At 53.1% G+C, this 14,234-nt stretch carries 14 protein-coding genes; 7 read left to right on the forward strand and 7 right to left on the reverse strand.

What is annotated here, in order from left to right; translation table 11 throughout:
• Window positions 1-2: 2 nt before the first annotated feature.
• The 3 genes from FDW88_RS09990 (at window position 3) to ghrB (ending at window position 3,283) form a co-directional block, all read left to right on the forward strand.
• Complete coding sequence (locus FDW88_RS09990) at window positions 3-941, forward strand: sugar kinase (RefSeq protein WP_137362486.1); 939 nt, start codon at window positions 3-5, stop codon at window positions 939-941.
• A gap of 64 nt (window positions 942-1,005) precedes the next feature.
• Window positions 1,006-2,286: an MFS transporter gene (locus FDW88_RS09995; protein ID WP_137362487.1), complete on the forward strand. Its 1,281-nt coding sequence runs from the start codon at window positions 1,006-1,008 to the stop codon at window positions 2,284-2,286.
• A 22-nt stretch (window positions 2,287-2,308) separates the two neighbouring features.
• On the forward strand, window positions 2,309-3,283 hold the full coding sequence (ghrB, locus tag FDW88_RS10000) for a glyoxylate/hydroxypyruvate reductase GhrB (RefSeq protein ID WP_137362488.1): 975 nt from the start codon (window positions 2,309-2,311) through the stop codon (window positions 3,281-3,283).
• 58 nt (window positions 3,284-3,341) lie between these two features.
• On the opposite strand, the gene FDW88_RS10005 is transcribed toward ghrB, so the two are convergent.
• The gene (locus FDW88_RS10005) at window positions 3,342-4,052 is read right to left on the reverse strand and encodes a DUF3053 domain-containing protein (protein ID WP_096759146.1); all 711 of its coding nucleotides are present in this window, start codon (window positions 4,050-4,052) and stop codon (window positions 3,342-3,344) included.
• Between the two features lie 378 nt (window positions 4,053-4,430).
• Between FDW88_RS10005 and FDW88_RS10010 the strand changes: the two genes are divergently transcribed.
• The 3 genes from FDW88_RS10010 to cueP all read left to right on the forward strand — a co-directional run bounded on the left by FDW88_RS10010 (window position 4,431) and on the right by cueP (window position 5,942).
• Window positions 4,431-4,721: an HTH-type transcriptional regulator gene (locus FDW88_RS10010; RefSeq protein WP_115257202.1), complete on the forward strand. Its 291-nt coding sequence runs from the start codon at window positions 4,431-4,433 to the stop codon at window positions 4,719-4,721.
• Window positions 4,722-5,002: 281 nt separating this feature from the next.
• A complete protein-coding gene (gene cspA, locus FDW88_RS10015) occupies window positions 5,003-5,215 on the forward strand; it encodes an RNA chaperone/antiterminator CspA (protein WP_004126446.1) in 213 nt (70 codons plus the stop codon).
• 187 nt (window positions 5,216-5,402) lie between these two features.
• A complete protein-coding gene (gene cueP, locus FDW88_RS10020) occupies window positions 5,403-5,942 on the forward strand; it encodes a copper-binding periplasmic metallochaperone CueP (protein ID WP_096759144.1) in 540 nt (179 codons plus the stop codon).
• Window positions 5,943-6,004: 62 nt separating this feature from the next.
• Here the strand turns inward: cueP and glyS are convergent, their stop codons facing one another.
• The 3 genes from glyS to FDW88_RS10035 form a co-directional block, all read right to left on the reverse strand.
• Window positions 6,005-8,074, reverse strand: a complete 2,070-nt coding sequence (glyS, locus tag FDW88_RS10025; RefSeq protein WP_137362489.1) for a glycine--tRNA ligase subunit beta — start codon at window positions 8,072-8,074, stop codon at window positions 6,005-6,007.
• Between the two features lie 9 nt (window positions 8,075-8,083).
• A complete protein-coding gene (glyQ, locus tag FDW88_RS10030; protein WP_001168551.1) occupies window positions 8,084-8,995 on the reverse strand; it encodes a glycine--tRNA ligase subunit alpha in 912 nt (303 codons plus the stop codon).
• Window positions 8,996-9,090: 95 nt separating this feature from the next.
• Window positions 9,091-9,399, reverse strand: coding sequence for a YsaB family lipoprotein (locus FDW88_RS10035; protein ID WP_115257200.1), 309 nt, complete (start codon window positions 9,397-9,399; stop codon window positions 9,091-9,093).
• 175 nt (window positions 9,400-9,574) lie between these two features.
• Here FDW88_RS10035 and FDW88_RS10040 point away from each other — a divergent pair, with 175 nt between their 5' ends.
• Window positions 9,575-10,570, forward strand: a complete 996-nt coding sequence (locus FDW88_RS10040) for an acyltransferase (protein ID WP_137362490.1) — start codon at window positions 9,575-9,577, stop codon at window positions 10,568-10,570.
• Window positions 10,571-10,583: 13 nt separating this feature from the next.
• On the opposite strand, the gene yiaB is transcribed toward FDW88_RS10040, so the two are convergent.
• The 3 genes from yiaB to xylA form a co-directional block, all read right to left on the reverse strand.
• Window positions 10,584-10,931: an inner membrane protein YiaB gene (yiaB, locus tag FDW88_RS10045; protein ID WP_115257199.1), complete on the reverse strand. Its 348-nt coding sequence runs from the start codon at window positions 10,929-10,931 to the stop codon at window positions 10,584-10,586.
• A gap of 167 nt (window positions 10,932-11,098) precedes the next feature.
• A complete protein-coding gene (gene xylB, locus FDW88_RS10050; protein ID WP_137362491.1) occupies window positions 11,099-12,553 on the reverse strand; it encodes a xylulokinase in 1,455 nt (484 codons plus the stop codon).
• A gap of 72 nt (window positions 12,554-12,625) precedes the next feature.
• On the reverse strand, window positions 12,626-13,948 hold the full coding sequence (gene xylA, locus FDW88_RS10055) for a xylose isomerase (RefSeq protein ID WP_096759139.1): 1,323 nt from the start codon (window positions 13,946-13,948) through the stop codon (window positions 12,626-12,628).
• Window positions 13,949-14,234 lie beyond the last annotated feature (286 nt).

Consider the following 14,234-nt stretch of genomic DNA (forward strand, 5'->3'; position numbering starts at 1 on the left):
ACATGAAAAATTCACTGGATGTCGTCACCATTGGCGAAGCAATGACGATGTTTGTCGCCACGCAAACCGGCGAACTGGCGGATGTAGAGACATTTATCAAACGGGTCGCGGGCGCAGAGCTTAACGTGGCAACCGGCCTTGCCCGTCTGGGCCTGAAGGTCGGCTGGGTGAGTCGCGTAGGTCACGACAGTTTTGGCCGTTTTATTATTAAGTCGCTGGAAAAAGAAGGGATTGATGCGCAGGGAGTCACCCTGGATGGACGCTACGCAACCGGCTTTCAGCTGAAATCTAAAGTCGAAAATGGAACCGATCCCATCGTGGAATATTTTCGCAAAGGCTCAGCCGCCAGCCATCTTGGCATGGAGGATTATCACGAAGCGTACTTCTCCAGCGCACGCCACCTGCACCTGAGTGGCGTGGCGGCAGCGCTGTCCGCCAGTTCTTACGAACTGCTGGCCCATACCGCCCGCACCATGAAAGCCCAGGGAAAGACTATCTCGTTCGATCCCAATTTACGCCCGGTGCTGTGGAATAGCGAAGCGGAGATGGTGGAGAAACTCAACCGACTCGCATTCCAGGCCGACTGGGTTCTGCCGGGGTTAAAAGAGGGCATGATTTTGACGGGACAACAGACGCCTGAAGGCATCGCTGACTTTTATCTGCGCCACGGCGTGAAGGCAGTGATTGTTAAAACGGGTGCCGATGGCGCCTGGTATAAGGCAGCCAACGGCGAGCAGGGCTGCGTCGCACCGGTGAAGGTCGACAACGTGGTCGATACCGTCGGCGCGGGCGATGGCTTTGCGGTCGGCGTCATCAGCGCACTGCTGGAAGGGCACTCACTGCATCAGGCGGTGGCCCGAGGCAATAAAATTGGCGCCCTGGCCATACAGGTTCAGGGCGACAGTGAAGGATTACCCACACGTGAACAATTAGCGGAATAAACCCCCGGCCCACTCTGTACCCTACATACAGAGGCGGCGTAACAGCATAACCAGAGGGCAGTCTATGAATAGCTCAACCAATGCAGCAAAACGCTGGTGGTACATCATGCCAATCGTGTTCATCACGTACAGCCTGGCGTATCTCGACCGCGCGAACTTCAGCTTCGCCTCCGCCGCAGGCATTAACGAGGATCTTGGCATTACCAAAGGGATCTCTTCCCTGCTGGGTGCTCTGTTTTTCCTCGGCTATTTCTTTTTCCAGATCCCAGGCGCAATTTACGCCGAGCGCCGCAGCGTACGAAAACTCATTTTTATCTGCCTGATCCTGTGGGGCGGGTGCGCCTCGCTGACCGGAATGGTCAGTAACATCCCCATGCTTGCCGCCATCCGTTTTATTCTTGGCGTCGTAGAAGCCGCCGTCATGCCCGCGATGCTGATTTATATCAGCAACTGGTTTACCAAATCCGAGCGTTCACGCGCCAACACCTTCCTGATCCTCGGTAACCCGGTCACCGTGCTGTGGATGTCCGTCGTTTCGGGTTATTTGATTCAGGCGCTCGGCTGGCGTGAAATGTTCATCATCGAAGGCTTTCCGGCCGTCATTTGGGCGTTCTGCTGGTGGGTGTTGGTCAAAGACAAACCTTCCCAGGTGGGCTGGCTGACGGAGTCCGAAAAAAGCGCGCTGCAGGCACAGCTGGAACAAGAGCAGCAGGGAATTAAAGCCGTGCGTAACTATGGTGAGGCTTTCCGCTCACGCAATGTGATCCTGCTGTGTATGCAGTATTTTACCTGGAGTATCGGCGTTTACGGTTTTGTGTTGTGGCTGCCGTCAATTATCCGCAGCGGCGGCGCGAATCTCGGCATGGTGGAAGTGGGCTGGCTTTCATCGGTCCCGTATCTGGCCGCCACCGTCGCGATGATTTTGGCCTCATGGGCTTCCGACACACTGCAAAACCGTAAGCTGTTTGTCTGGCCGCTGTTACTGATCGCCGCGTGTGCCTTTATCGGCTCCTGGGCCGTTGGCGCTGACCACTTCTGGATGTCTTACACCCTGCTGGTGATAGCCGGTGCGGCGATGTACGCCCCGTATGGTCCCTTCTTCGCCATCATTCCTGAAATGCTGCCGCGTAACGTCGCCGGGGGCGCCATGGCGCTGATTAACAGTATGGGCGCGCTAGGCTCATTCTTTGGTTCCTGGTTTGTTGGCTACCTCAATGGCACCACCGGCAGCCCATCCGCCTCGTACATTTTTATGGGGGTGGCGCTTTTTGTCTCAGTGTGGCTAACTCTGATTGTTAAGCCTGCTAATAATACCCGCATTCCGGTTGGCGCACGCCACGCTTAAATTTTAACTTACGGAGATTCGCATGAAGCCGTCCATTATTCTCTACAAAGCGTTACCTGACGATTTACTGCAGCGCCTGGAAGCACATTTTTCGGTGACTCAAGTCCCTAACCTGCGCCCGGAAACGGTCGCACAGCACGCGCAGGCCTTCGCCAGTGCGGAAGGTCTGCTGGGCTCCAGCGAAACCGTCAATAGCGCCCTGCTGGAGAACATGCCCAGGCTGCGCGCAACCTCAACAATCTCCGTAGGCTATGATAATTTCGACGTCGAGGCACTTAACGCCCGTAATGTCTTACTGATGCACACCCCAACCGTACTGACCGAAACCGTGGCGGATACGATAATGGCACTGGTGTTAAGCACAGCTCGCCGCGTAGTCGAGGTGGCTGAACGCGTGAAAGTAGGTGAATGGACCAAGAGCATCGGGTCGGATTGGTTCGGCACCGATGTACATCACAAAACGTTGGGGATTGTCGGTATGGGCCGCATCGGCCTCGCACTGGCACAACGCGCCCATTTCGGCTTTGGCATGCCCATTCTCTACAATGCACGCCGCCAGCATAAGGAAGCGGAAGAGCGCTTCAACGCGCGCTACTGCAATCTGGATACGCTGTTGCAGGAATCGGATTTTGTCTGTCTGATCCTGCCGCTAACGGATGAGACTCACCATCTGTTTGGCGCCGCGCAGTTCGCCAAAATGAAGTCCTCCGCCATTTTCATCAACGCTGGACGTGGCCCGGTCGTGGACGAAACCGCACTGATTGCCGCCCTGCAAAGCGGGGAAATTCATGCCGCCGGTCTGGATGTGTTTGAGCAGGAACCGCTGCCGGTAGACTCTCCGCTGCTGTCGTTACCAAACGTGGTGGCGCTACCGCATATTGGTTCGGCAACCCATGAAACCCGCTACAACATGGCGGCCTGTGCGGTAGATAACTTAATTGATGCACTGCAAGGGAACGTCGAGAAGAACTGTGTGAATCCGCAGGTAGCAGGATAAAAAAATGCCGGGTGGCGCTACTGCGTACCCGGCATTCTGTATATCGTTATTCCCTGAATTACTGGGCTGCGTTCACCGCAGCAGTCCAGGCTTGATTAAATGCCTGATGCTGGGCTGCCAGCGGGCCAATCAGCGTGTTGTACTGGCTTGCCTGTTGTGAGGTCGGGAACTGGATACCGTTCGCCACAAAGCTCACCTGCGTATCCTGCTGCGCGATAAAATCACCCACCTGTACCAGTTGCTGCGTAAAGATTTGCGCGGCAGGAATCAGCGGCTGTAGCGCCTCTGACGGAGCAGTCACGACTTTGCTGTAGACCTGATCAAAGACGGGTTTCAGATCCTCGCTTTGCTTCAGCGCACCACGTGCGGCATCGGCCTGCAGCTTCGCATTCTGCAGCTGTTGCCCTAACACGCCCAGCGCACCATTTGCCTGACGCAGCGGTTCACGCTGGGTCACGTAATCCTGAGGAACACGGATGGCATTTACGCTATCCACAACCGGGCGCAGACCGGAGTCCATCGCCTGATTCACCTGCTGTGAATAACCATAAAGAATCGCGTAATCGGAGACAAACGGGCCAAACTGTTTTTTCTGATCGGCGGTCAGCGTCGGTAAACGCTCTCCGCTACGCATTGCAGTATTCTGCAGGAAATCGACAAACGCTTTGCGTTGATCGCCTTCTTTATCAAAACACCCACTCAGGCCAACTACCATTAAGAGCGCCAAAACAGGCGCAAACCAGCGAGAGCAGGACTTACCTGTCGCCATTTTAATACTCCTTCACCCAAAAATGCGCACAACGACACCCGCGTGCCTGACGATGACAAGGATAGTCCAGGTCAGCCCCGCAAGATACCCTTTCCGCGTAATCTTGTCGGGGAAAATACCCGTTTCGGTGGCCCTGCGTTTTGCTGAACAATGCGCCATCAGCCGAATGGCGTAAAAATTTTGTCATCTTTACAAATGAGTTTGGCCGAGAGGAGATCCCGACCGTTATCAGATCGTTAGCAAACTACAGGTCGGCCACCGCGATCCGCTGAAACGCGCCCACCGCGCGCACCCCACGCCCGGCGTCTTTTTTTGCGACTATTCTTAATGAGCTTCGATGAAATTCACGATCCCGCTGTGTGATTTTAGGAGTCCTCAATGGAATATAAAGATCCTATGCTTGAACTGCTTAGCAGTCTGGAACAGATTGTTTTTAAAGATGTATCGCAGACCGTCACCTTGACGCAAAAAGCCAACCCGTTTACCGAATTTGAACAGCTACGACGAGGGACGGGTTTAAAAACAGATGATTTTGCCCGAGTAATGGGCGTAACGGTTGCGATGGTTCATGAGTGGGAGTCTAAACGCGTAAAGCCTTCCAGTACCGAATTGAAATTGATGCGCCTGATTCAGGCCGACCCGAGATTAAGTAAGCAGTTGATGGATTGATGTTTTTTCTGGTTTTTCTTCAGAACGGTCCTGTAAATGGACCGTTCTACCACCAGCTCCAGCAACAAAAAAGAAAATAGTAGTTGCATCCTCCGGCGTAAAATGAGTTAATGCACTCAACGGTTTGACGTACAGACCATTACAGCAGTTTAGTAAGGCAAGTCCCTTCAAGAGTTATCATTGATACCCTTCGTAGTGAGCATTTTCCTTTACTGTTAAAAAATCTGTAAAGCACGCCATATCGCCGAAAGGCACACTTATTTTTTAAAAGGTAATACACTATGTCCGGTAAAATGACTGGTATCGTAAAATGGTTCAACGCTGATAAAGGCTTCGGTTTCATCACTCCTGACGATGGCTCAAAAGACGTGTTCGTACACTTCTCTGCTATCCAGAACGAAGGCTACAAATCTCTGGACGAAGGTCAGAAAGTTTCCTTCACCATCGAAAGCGGCGCTAAAGGCCCGGCAGCTGGCAACGTAACCAGCCTGTAAGCTTAAAAAGCTCAAAATTCTAGATCCCTGCCAAACGGCGGGGATTTTTTTTATCTGTCTCTCGCAATAAATTTCCCCAGCTTTCTTCTTTGCATTACTTTACCCACCACACCTTTGACCTTTCCCTAAGGGTAAGCTTTATAGTACGTCGGCATGTATTCCACAATTTTCACAAGGAATTGAAGCTATGTCGAAAACCTCACTGTTGCTGTTATTAGGTTTACTCACCACAAGTAGCGTATTCGCTGCTACCCCGGAATCAACCTTTCTGGCGCAACATGGGCTAAGCGGGAAATCCGTTGAGCAAATTGTCGACGCCATTGACCAGTCGCCTCAGAGTCGACCACTGCCCTATTCTGCTTCCATCACCAGCACCGAACTAAAACTCTCTTCCGGTGAACAGGTTTATACGCTACCGCTTGGTGACAAGTTCTATCTCTCCTTTGCCCCGTACGAATGGCAAACTCACCCCTGCTTTAACCACAGCCTTTCTGGCTGCAAGGGAGAAATGCCCGAGAAGACCTTTGATGTCAAAGTGACGGATAGCAAGGGAGACGTGGTGGTGCAGAAAGCAATGACCAGCTACCGCAATGGTTTTATCGGCGTATGGCTACCACGCAATATGGAAGGCACAATTGAAGTGAGCTACAACGGCAAAAAAGCGTCTCACGCCATCAAAACGATGAATGACAGCCAGACCTGTCTGACCGAATTGCAGCTGCGCTAACGGCATAAAAAATGCCGGATAAGCAATTGCGTATCCGGCATTTTTTACGTCAATACAGACGGTTACTGCAGCAGTGAAATATCCGCCACGCGCAGGAACAGCTCACGCAGTTTTTCGAGCATGGTGAGACGGTTGATACGTAAATCCTTATCTTCCACCATAACCATTACTTTCTCGAAGAACGCATCAACCGGTTCGCGCAGTTCGGCCAGTTCAACCAGCGCTTCCTGATAGCGACCCTCAGCAAACGCAGGCTCCAGCTTGTCACGCAGTACCACAACCTTCATCGCCAGCGTAATTTCTTCCGGCTCTTTCAGCGTTGCTGCATTCACACGGTCGTTCAGCGGCTCTGTCGTTTTCGCGAGGATGTTAGAAACACGTTTGTTGGCTGCAGCCAGCGCAGACGCGGCTTCCAGCGTACGGAAGTGCGAAACCGCCTTCATACGTGCGTCGAAATCAGCCGGACGCGTCGGACGACGTGCCAGCACCGCCTGAATGGTATCAACGGTGTAGCCTTCGTCCTGATACCAGGCACGGAAGCGGCCCAGCATAAAGTCGATGACATCGTCCACTACGTTCGCGTTGGACAGCTTGTCACCGTACAGACGTACCGCTTCTTCGGTCAGCGTTTGCAGATCGAGGTTCAGGTTCTTCTCAACGATGATACGCAGCACGCCCAGCGCAGCACGACGCAGTGCAAACGGGTCTTTGTCACCTTTTGGATGCTGACCAATACCGAAGATACCCGCCAGGGTGTCCATTTTATCGGCAATGGCTACCGCACAGGCCACCGGGTTAGACGGCAGGTCATCACCGGCAAAGCGTGGCTGATATTGCTCGTTCAGCGCTACCGCTACATCTTCCGCTTCACCATCATGACGTGCGTAGTGCATGCCCATCACGCCCTGGGTGTCGGTGAACTCGAAGACCATGTTGGTCATCAGGTCACACTTGGACAGCAGGCCCGCGCGGGTGGCGTGGTTGACATCAGCGCCAATCTGTTCAGCAATCCAGCCCGCCAGCGCCTGAATACGATCCGTCTTGTCGCGCAGGGTACCCAGTTGCTGTTGGAACAGCACGGTTTGCAGACGCGGCAGATGATCTTCCAGACGTTTTTTGCGGTCGGTATTGAAGAAGAATTCGGCATCCGCCAGACGCGGACGAACCACTTTTTCGTTACCGGAAATAATCTGCATCGGATCTTTCGATTCGATGTTAGCGACGAAGATAAAGTTCGGCTGCAGTTTGCCGTCGTTCGCGTACACCGGGAAGTACTTCTGGTCACCTTTCATGGTGTGAACCAGCGCTTCAGACGGTACCGCGAGGAATTTTTCTTCGAACTTCGCCGTCAGCACCACCGGCCATTCAACCAGAGACGCGACTTCTTCCAGCAGGCTTTCGCTCAGGTCAGCGTTACCGCCAATCTTACGCGCCGCCTCTTCGGCATCGGCCTTGATTTTTGCCTTACGCTCGGCGTAATCGGCAATGACTTTGCCGCGCTGGCGCAGGATTTCAGGATACTGGTCGGCATTGTCGATGGTGAATTCAGGCTCGCCCATAAAGCGGTGGCCGCGGATCACGCGATCGGACTGAATACCCAGAATCGTTGCCGGGATGACTTTGTCGCCCAGCAGCAGCGTGACGGTATGAACCGGACGCACAAAGTGGACGTCAGACGCGCCCCAGCGCATCAGTTTCGGGATCGGCAGCTTAGCCAGCGACGTGGCAATCATGTTTGGCAGCAGCGTTTCTGCGCTTTCGCCTTTCACATGCGCACGGTACAGCAGCCATTCACCTTTGTCGGTGGTCAGCCGTTCAGCCTGATCAACGGTGATACCGCAACCGCGCGCCCAACCTTCTGCCGCTTTGCTCGGTTTACCTTCAGCGTCAAACGCCTGGGCAATCGCCGGGCCGCGCTTTTCTACTTCACGGTCAGGTTGCGATTCAGCAAGGGCAGCCACTTTCAGCGCCAGACGACGCGGCGCAGCAAACCACTCTACGTTGCCGTGTGCGAGGCCAGCATTGTCCAGCTCCGCAGTGAAGTTCGCAGCAAAGGACTCAGCCAGGCTGCGCAGTGCTTTTGGTGGCAGCTCTTCAGTGCCAATTTCCACCAGAAAAGTTTTCTCAGACATGGCCGCCTCTTATTTGTCTTTGTTGCACATCGGGAAGCCAAGGGCTTCACGGGAAGCATAGTAAGCTTCTGCCACTGCTTTGGTCAGGGTGCGAATGCGTAGAATATAACGCTGACGCTCGGTGACGGAGATGGCTTTACGCGCATCCAGCAGGTTGAAGCTATGGGCGGCTTTCAGAATACGTTCGTAAGCAGGCAGCGGCAGTGGGTTTTCCAGCGCCAGCAGCTGCTGGGCTTCTTTCTCATACTGCTCGAAGCAGGTGAACAGGAAGTCCACGTCAGCGTATTCAAAGTTGTAAGTCGACTGCTCGACTTCGTTCTGATGGAACACATCGCCGTAAGTGGTTTTACCCAGCGGGCCGTCGCTCCAGACCAGGTCGTAAACGCTGTCTACGCCCTGAATGTACATCGCCAGACGTTCCAGACCGTAAGTGATTTCTCCGGTCACAGGCTTACATTCCAGACCACCAACCTGCTGGAAGTAGGTGAACTGCGTCACTTCCATGCCGTTCAGCCACACTTCCCAACCCAGACCCCAGGCACCCAGCGTTGGGTTTTCCCAGTTATCTTCCACGAAACGGATGTCGTGAATGGTTGGATCCATACCCAGCTCTTTCAGCGAACCAAGGTACAGCTCCTGAATGTTGTCCGGGGACGGCTTAATGACGACCTGGAACTGATAGTAATGCTGTAAGCGGTTCGGGTTTTCGCCATAGCGACCGTCGGTCGGACGACGAGAAGGCTGCACATAAGCAGTCGCCATCGGCTCCGGCCCCAGCGCGCGCAGGCAGGTCATTGGGTGAGAAGTACCCGCGCCGACTTCCATGTCCAATGGTTGAACAATGGTGCAGCCTTGGCGAGCCCAGTAATCCTGTAAGGTCAGGATCAAGCCCTGGAAGGTCCTGGTATCAAACTTTTGCATATTATTTCGTGCTGGATACGTGTGGATTTAAAGGAAGCGATCAGTATACCCGCTGGCTGCAAGATATACAGTACGAAACGGGAAAAAGGAGGAACTTAGCGCATGGAAAGGTGCAAAAACTGCCCGTCTGCGTCAAATGAGCAGACAAAACTCTCTTTACGGAAGGTAGAACCACGCATCTCATAGCTGCCCTGGAACTGTTCGAAGCCGGTTACGTCTATTTTCTGCGTCCCGGTGTTATAACGTTCAGCCGCTTCATTTTTGCATAATGCTTCCATATCCAGCGAACGTGAAGAGCTCACTTTGGCCTTTTGCGCTTTCTGAGTCGGTGCCGGCGGCTGTGGGTCCGCGCATCCTGCCAGCAGGAGGGCAGCCATCGCGGGAAAGAAATACTTCATCATCATTTTATTACCCTCTGATTTGCGGGTCAGTCTTATTATTATTACTGTCTGGAAACGGGGCCTATTTTGAGAATCTCATCGGACCATCACAAGCTTTAGCGTAAAAACTCAGATTATTCCAGTGAGATACATCCGCGAAATGCCAGTCAGACTTTTTTTAATGGAAACAGAGGAACTGATGCAGCCCAAAATTTTCTGGATTGATAACCTGCGCGGGATTGCCTGTTTAATGGTGGTTATGATCCATACCACCACCTGGTACATCACCAATGCGCACAGCGTCAGCCCGTTAGCCTGGGATCTTGCCAATGTGCTCAATTCAGCTTCACGCGTCAGCGTACCGCTGTTTTTCATGATTTCAGGCTTTCTTTTCTTTGGCGAGCGCAGCGCCCAGCCGCGACATTTTCTCCGTATTGCGCTCTGCGTTCTGTTTTATAGCGCCGTCGCACTGGCCTACATCTCACTGTTCACCTCGATTAACGCCGAGCTGTCTTTGAAAAATCTGCTGCAAAAACCGGTGTTCTATCACCTGTGGTTTTTCTTCGCCATCGCCGTCATCTACCTGGTCTCACCGCTGATTCAAGTGAAAAGTATTAGCGGAAAAATGCTGCTGGCGCTGATGGTGGTGCTTGGCATCCTTGCTAATCCCAACACCGTCTCGCTAAAAATGGGGGGCGTTGAGTGGCTGCCTATCAACCTGTACATCAGCGGCGACACGGTCTATTACATCCTGTACGGCTTGCTGGGCAGGGCGGTTGGCATGATGAATACACAAAAACGCGCGCTCACCTGGGTCTGTGCGGCACTGTGCGTCACCGCCGTCTTTGTTATCTCTCGCGGAACCTTATACGAGCTCCGCTGGCGAGGGAATTTCGCCGACACCTGGTATCTCTACTGCGGCCCAGCCGTATTTATTTGCGCAGTCTCGCTGCTGACGCTGGTCAAAAACACCCTCAGCGCACGCACTATCCCCGTACTGGGCCTGATTTCCCGCCACTCACTGGGTATCTATGGCTTCCACGCGCTGATCATTCATGCGCTGCGCACTAACAGTATCGAGCTCAAGAACTGGCCGCCGCTGGATATGCTGTGGATTTTCAGCGCCACGCTGGCGGGCAGCCTGCTACTTTCGGTTCTGCTGCAACGCATCGATACACGCCGACTGGTGAGTTAACACTCACCCGTCGTTACTCTTTTAGCGGGCGCATCAGCATAATTTGCCCCGCTAAACACACGAAGAATGCCATTGGATAGGCGCCCATTTCGATGAGTGACAAGGGAGCGTTCAGCATCCCCAGCAGCAGCAACCCTACTGTTATCAATGCCACCATCTGGCACACACGCGTAAAGTGTTCGTCATTCTGATTACTATTTTCAGCACGCTGGTAAGCGTACGTCACAAACATCCCTGTCATCAGGACACCCAGAAAGTATCCTTTCCCGTTCAATAAGGGACAGGCGCGCCATAAACCAATAACGTAAATGAGTGCACCCGAAAGGAATAATAGCCATGCCATAAACCTCGTAGTCTTCATTGGGATCTCCTTATCCATCACGGATACAATATGAATAACCCACTAAAGACAACACAGAAAAATAGCACTAAGTTATATTTTCAGAATAAATCCATACACGTAAATTATTAATTTAAAAAATACATAGATTATAAAAATCCCCTCCATTTAGCAGAGGGGAAATATGATCATGACATCAGCGGCAGCAATTGCTGATAGAGACGACGGAAGGTTTCGCGACGCTGCAAATAAAGCGCATGGCGATCTGCGTCAGGATAATGCGCCTGTTCCAGCGCCAGTTGAGGCAATAGGTCAGATAATGGCTTATCGGAATTCATCGCAATTTGTGCCAAACGTGCCACCCCCAACGCAGGACCAACGTCACCACCGGTACGGTAATCCAGCTGCAGCCCGCTGATATCAGACAGCATCTGGCGCCAGTACTCGCTGCGCGCCCCGCCGCCAATGAGCGTAATGCTGGCCGGTTTAACACCACAGGCATGCACCACATCCATACCATCTGCCAGCGCGAATCCCACGCCTTCCAGCACTGCTTTCGCCAGTTCTGCCGGCCCATGCTGATGCGTCAGACCAAAAAAGACGCCTTTCGCCTGCGGATTATTATGCGGCGTACGTTCACCCGACAGGTACGGCAAAAACCAGACGGGTTCAGCCTGCTCATCCGCCTGTTGTGCCGCAGTTATTAGCGCAGGAACGCTGCTCAGCCCGGTTAATTTTGCCGCCCAGTCCAGGCAGGATGCCGCACTGAGCATAACGGACATCAGATGCCATCTTTCAGGTAAAGCATGACAAAAACTGTGTACCGCACTTTCTGGTTTACTGAGGAATCCGTCGCTTACCGCAAAGTAAACACCGGACGTGCCCAGCGAAAGCATCGCCTGACCGGCATTCATCATACCGACGCCAACCGCGCCTGCCGCGTTATCTCCGCCACCCGCAATCACCGGGATCTCGGACATGCCCCAGGCTTGCGCGACCGCAGGCAACAACGTGCCGGTAATCTCGCTGCCTTCAAACAACGCAGGCATATTCGCACGGGTCAGGTGACAGGCAGCCAGCATGACGTCGCTCCAGTCGCGCTTCGCAACGTCCAGCCACATCGTACCGGCGGCATCAGACATATCACTGGCGAATTCCCCGGTCATACGCAAACGCAGGTAATCTTTCGGCAGCAGGACTTTATCAACCTGGCGGAAAATCTCCGGTTCATGGCGCTGAACCCACAGCAATTTGGGTGCCGTAAAACCCGGCATCATCAGATTGCCGGTGATGCCGCGAGACTCTGGAACCTGGTTTTCCAGTATCTCGCACTCTTGTGCGCAGCGTCCGTCATTCCACAGGATCGCCGGGCGCAATACCTTCTGCTGCTCATCAAGTAGCGTCGCACCGTGCATTTGACCGGCAATCCCCAGCGCCTTCACCTCACTGAGTGAATGTTGCTGAGCCAGTGCTTTGACGGCGCGATCCGTTGCCAGCCACCACTGTTCAGGATCCTGCTCCGACCATAGCGGATGAGGACGCGAAACCGTGAGTTTCTCCGTCTGCGAGGCCACAACATCACCCTGCTCATTCAGCAGTATGGCCTTTACGCCTGATGTGCCCAGATCTATCCCGATATACATAGGGTATCGTTCCTTAAAGAAATGCCCGGCAGCGCAAAGCTATCCGGGCTGACGAACGTTCTTAACGATCCGTTATTTGTCGAACAAATAATGGTTTACCAGATTTTCCAGCTGTTCCTGATGACCGCTCTGATGCACCGGCGCCAGATTATGTTGTTCAGCGTACTGCGCAATTTCGGTCAGCGTCATCTGGCCCTTCAGAATTTGCTGGCCCAGCTCACCATTCCAACCGGCATAACGTTTTGCAACGCGCTGATCCAGGCCGCCATCTTCAATCATGCGAGCTGCGATTTTCAGCGACAGTGCCATGGTGTCCATCGCCCCAATATGACCATAGAACAGATCGTATTTATCGGTGCTCTGGCGACGCACTTTGGCATCAAAGTTCAGGCCTCCCGTGGTGAAACCACCCGCTTTCAGGATTTCGTACATCACCAGCGCATTCTCTTCCACGCTGTTCGGGAACTGGTCGGTATCCCAGCCCAGCTGCGCATCTCCGCGGTTGGCATCGACAGAGCCAAACAGGCCCAGCGCGATCGCGGTGGCGATTTCGTGGTGGAACGAGTGGCCAGCCAGCGTGGCGTGGTTGGCTTCGATATTCAGTTTGATCTCTTTTTCCAGGCCGAACTGTTTCAGGAAGCCGTAAACGGTCGCCGCATCGTAGTCGTACTGATGTTTGGTCGGCTCCTGCGGCTTCGGTTCGATAAGCAAGGTACCCTGAAAACCGGTTTTGTGTTTGTGCTCAACCACCAGTTGCATGAAACGGCCAATCTGCTCGCGTTCCTGACGCAGATCGGTATTAAGCAGAGTTTCATAGCCTTCACGACCGCCCCACAGAACATAGTTTTCGCCGCCTAATTTATGCGTAGCATCCATGGCAGTCACCACCTGGGTGGCCGCCCAACTGAACACTTCCGGATCCGGGTTGGTAGCCGCACCTGCGCCGTAACGTGGGTTAGTAAAGCAGTTTGCCGTCCCCCACAGCAGCTTCACGCCGCTTTGTTCCTGTTTAGCGCCCAGCACATCAACCATCTGCGCGAAGTTGTTTTTGTACTCTTTCAGCGAAGCACCTTCAGGCGAAACATCTACATCATGGAAGCAGTAGTAAGGCACGTTCAGCTTGTGGAAAAACTCAAACGCCACATCCGCTTTGCGTTTCGCCAGCGCCAGCGCTTCACCGGGTTGCTGCCATGGGCGGTCAAAGGCTCCCATGCCGAACATGTCTGCACCATTCCAGCAGAAAGTGTGCCAATAGCAGGCGGCAAAACGCAGGTGATCTTCCATACGCTTGCCTAACACTTTCTCATCAGGATTGTAATGGCGAAATGCGAGCGGGTTAGTGGATTTTGTCCCTTCAAAACGAACACGGTCGAGTTGGTCAAAATAAGCCTGCATAATAAGCTCCATAATCAGGTAATACGGCAAGTAAACTGCGATATCGCCATACTGGAATTTCCTGATTTATTGCTCAATTACGTTATTTCACACCGCTATTAAGAGAATACCCAAATGTGCGCTGGCTCCCAAAAAAACGCGCTAAATAAAGAAATAAAAAGACGATCGGGATCGAATCCTGATGAATAAACTAAAAACCATAATCCGCGGATAAGATATGACAATTGCCTTCCCGCTTAGGGTATGTGAGTTTTGCGTAGCGCTACGCAAATCAAAAATTTGTCAC

This window comes from Citrobacter sp. wls829, from assembly GCF_005280825.1.
GTDB classification, from domain to species: domain Bacteria; phylum Pseudomonadota; class Gammaproteobacteria; order Enterobacterales; family Enterobacteriaceae; genus Citrobacter; species Citrobacter gillenii.

Excerpts from the sequence above, each read along its gene's own strand:
- FDW88_RS09990 (WP_137362486.1), top strand. The coding sequence starts at position 3 with ATGAAAAATTCACTGGATGTCGTCACCATTGGCGAAGCAATGACGATG.
- FDW88_RS09995 (WP_137362487.1), top strand. The coding sequence starts at position 1,006 with ATGAATAGCTCAACCAATGCAGCAAAACGCTGGTGGTACATCATGCCA.
- ghrB (WP_137362488.1), top strand. The coding sequence starts at position 2,309 with ATGAAGCCGTCCATTATTCTCTACAAAGCGTTACCTGACGATTTACTG.
- FDW88_RS10005 (WP_096759146.1), bottom strand. The coding sequence starts at position 4,052 with ATGGCGACAGGTAAGTCCTGCTCTCGCTGGTTTGCGCCTGTTTTGGCG.
- FDW88_RS10010 (WP_115257202.1), top strand. The coding sequence starts at position 4,431 with ATGGAATATAAAGATCCTATGCTTGAACTGCTTAGCAGTCTGGAACAG.
- cspA (WP_004126446.1), top strand. The coding sequence starts at position 5,003 with ATGTCCGGTAAAATGACTGGTATCGTAAAATGGTTCAACGCTGATAAA.
- cueP (WP_096759144.1), top strand. The coding sequence starts at position 5,403 with ATGTCGAAAACCTCACTGTTGCTGTTATTAGGTTTACTCACCACAAGT.
- glyS (WP_137362489.1), bottom strand. The coding sequence starts at position 8,074 with ATGTCTGAGAAAACTTTTCTGGTGGAAATTGGCACTGAAGAGCTGCCA.
- glyQ (WP_001168551.1), bottom strand. The coding sequence starts at position 8,995 with ATGCAAAAGTTTGATACCAGGACCTTCCAGGGCTTGATCCTGACCTTA.
- FDW88_RS10035 (WP_115257200.1), bottom strand. The coding sequence starts at position 9,399 with ATGATGATGAAGTATTTCTTTCCCGCGATGGCTGCCCTCCTGCTGGCA.
- FDW88_RS10040 (WP_137362490.1), top strand. The coding sequence starts at position 9,575 with ATGCAGCCCAAAATTTTCTGGATTGATAACCTGCGCGGGATTGCCTGT.
- yiaB (WP_115257199.1), bottom strand. The coding sequence starts at position 10,931 with ATGAAGACTACGAGGTTTATGGCATGGCTATTATTCCTTTCGGGTGCA.
- xylB (WP_137362491.1), bottom strand. The coding sequence starts at position 12,553 with ATGTATATCGGGATAGATCTGGGCACATCAGGCGTAAAGGCCATACTG.
- xylA (WP_096759139.1), bottom strand. The coding sequence starts at position 13,948 with ATGCAGGCTTATTTTGACCAACTCGACCGTGTTCGTTTTGAAGGGACA.